Source organism: Streptomyces sp. NPDC127068, assembly GCF_042724695.1.
GTDB lineage: Bacteria > Actinomycetota > Actinomycetes > Streptomycetales > Streptomycetaceae > Streptomyces.
Map to the genome: position 1 here is coordinate 1 of NZ_JBHXEN010000119.1, position 2,828 is coordinate 2,828.

The 2,828-nt window shown below is 67.2% G+C and carries 1 protein-coding gene; it reads left to right on the forward strand.

Annotated elements, in window-relative coordinates; all coding sequences use genetic code 11:
• On the forward strand, window positions 1-2,828 hold a 2,828-nt coding region (locus tag ACFWIA_RS35030; protein ID WP_387011320.1), incomplete at both ends, for a beta-ketoacyl synthase N-terminal-like domain-containing protein.

The window sequence follows — 2,828 nt, forward strand, 5'->3', positions numbered from 1 at the left end:
CTGGCACCGGTTCGTTTCGACACCGCGGTGTTGCGGGCCCAGGCCAGGGCCGGGAGCATCCCCGCGGTACTCCGCGGCCTGGCCCCCGGCGCTCGACTGCTCAAGACTGGTGGTTCGCTCGCTCAGCGATTGGCGAGTGTGCCGGAGGCGGACCGCGAGCAAGTAGCGCTCGAACTGGTGCTGGCGCAGGTCGCGGGCGTGCTCGGGCACGCCTCGTCCACCTCGATCGACCCGGGTCGCGCATTCAACGAGCTCGGCTTCGACTCCCTGAGCGCGGTCGAACTGCGCAACCGGCTGACTCAGTCCACTGGTGTGCGCTTGCCCGCCACTCTCGTGTTCGACCACCCCTCGCCGGCTTCGGTCGCCCGGCTGCTGATCTCGCAGATCGTGGTCGATGCTGCCATCGTCCGTTCGCGAACGACACGGTCGCGCCGGGTGGACACCGATGAGCCACTGGCCATCGTGGGAATGAGCTGCAAGTTCCCCAACGGCGTTTCCTCACCGGACGAGTTGTGGGAGCTCGTGGCGTCCGGAGGGGACGCCATGGGGCCGTTCCCTGCTGATCGCGGCTGGGACCTGGAGCGGCTCTACGACCCGGACCCCGACCAGACGGGGACGGTCTACACGCGCTCTGGTGGATTCGTACAGGGCATCGGGGATTTCGATGCCGAGTTCTTCGGGATCAGTCCGCGTGAGGCGACGGCGATGGATCCGCAGCAGCGCCTGTTGCTGGAGTCGTCGTGGGAGGCGTTCGAGAACGCGGGTATCGACCCGACGACGCTTCGGGGCAGTAACACGGGTGTCTTCTGCGGCACCGTTGCGTCGGGCTATCACGCGACCATGGTTCCCGAGCTGGAGGGATACCACCTCACGGGTACCACGATGAGCGTCGTGTCAGGCCGTGTCGCGTACACGATGGGCTTCGAGGGACCGGCAGTTTCCGTGGACACGGCCTGCTCCTCCTCCGCGGTGGCCCTGCACCTGGCGTCCCAGGCGCTACGGGCTGGCGAGTGCGAGACGGCACTCGTCGGTGGCATCTCGCTGATGGCGACTCCAGACCTGTTCATCGGCTTCAGCCGCCAGCGCGGACTGTCTCCGGACGGTCGGTGCAAGGCGTATGCGGCGTCGGCGGACGGGACTGGGTTCTCGGACGGTGTGGGTGTGTTGGTGGTGGAGAGGTTGTCGGATGCTCGGCGCCTTGGGCACAAGGTTTTGGCCGTGGTTCGTGGCAGTGCGGTGAATCAGGATGGTGCGAGCAACGGTTTGACGGCGCCGAACGGTCCGTCGCAGGAGCGGGTGATCCGGCAGGCGCTGGCGAGCGCCGGGCTGTCCCCGTCGGACGTGGACGCGGTTGAGGGCCACGGTACGGGGACGAAGTTGGGTGACCCGATCGAGGCGCAGGCGTTGTTGGCGACGTACGGCCGCGAGCGTTCCGGCGATCCGTTGTGGTTGGGGTCGATCAAGTCGAACATTGGTCATACGTCGGCTGCGGCTGGTGTGGCGGGTGTGATCAAGATGGTGATGGCGTTGCGGCATGGTGTGTTGCCGTCGACGTTGCACGTGGATGAGCCGTCGCCGCACGTCGATTGGGCGTCGGGCGAAGTTCAGTTGTTGACGGAGGCGCGTGCGTGGCCGGTGGGGGATCGTCCGCGTCGTGCGGGTGTGTCGTCGTTCGGCGTGAGCGGAACCAACGCGCACATCATCGTGGAAGAAGCGCCGGTTGAGGATGCTGCTGTGGCGGAGGGAACTTCCTCGGGCGGCGTGCGCTTGGCGGCGGTTCCGGTGGTGGTGTCGGGCCGTTCGGATGCGGCGTTGCGTGCCCAAGCGGATCGGTTGCGTTCCTTCGTGACCGAGCGGCCTGATGTGTCTGTTCTGGATGCGGCGTTTTCGTTGGTGGGTTCGCGTGCGTTGTTGGAGCGGCGTGCGGTGGTGGTGGCCGGTGGTCGTGATGAGTTGATAGCGCGCTTGGCCAGCATCTCCACGGGCGAAGCCGAAAGGTCCGTGGCGGGGAAGTCGGCGTTCCTGTTTACGGGGCAGGGTTCGCAGCGTGTGGGTATGGGGCTGGGTTTGGCGGCGGAGTTCCCTGCCTTCGACAAGGCGTTGCGTGAGGTGTGTGCGGAACTCGACCCGCGGTTGGGCCGCTCGGTGCGGGAGCTTCTCGCGTCCGACGGCGGGGTGTTGGATTCGACGGAGTTCACGCAGGTGGTGTTGTTCGCGGTCGAGGTCGCGCTGTACCGCCTGGTGGAGTCGCTTGGACTGCGCGCGGACTTCCTGATCGGCCACTCCGTCGGGGAGATCGCTGCTGCGCATGTGGCGGGGGTGCTCTCGTTGCGTGACGCCGCGGAGTTGGTGGTGGCGCGGGGCCGTTTGATGGGTGGGTTGCCTGCGGGCGGGGTGATGATCGCGGTTCAGGCCAGCGAGCCTGAAGTGATCGGATCGTTGGCCGGGTTCGAGGGCCGCCTCGAAGTCGCGGCGGTGAACGGCCCGACTTCCGTGGTCGTCTCCGGTGACGAGCACGCAGCCGAGGAATGGCTCACGCACTGGGAGGGCCGCAAGACGACGCGGCTTCGGGTGTCCCATGCGTTCCATTCCCCGCGGATGGAACCGATGCTCGACGAGTTCCGGACGGTCGCGGAGCGCTTGGAGTATGCGGCACCGCAGATTCCGGTCGTCTCGAATGTCACGGGCGCAGTGGTGGAGGCGTTCGACGCCGACTACTGGGTCCGCCACGTGCGCGAAGCGGTGCGTTTCGCTGACGGGGTCCGCACCCTGTGGGACCTGGACGTGCGCCGCTTCCTGGAACTGGGTCCCGACGCGGTCCTGACCGC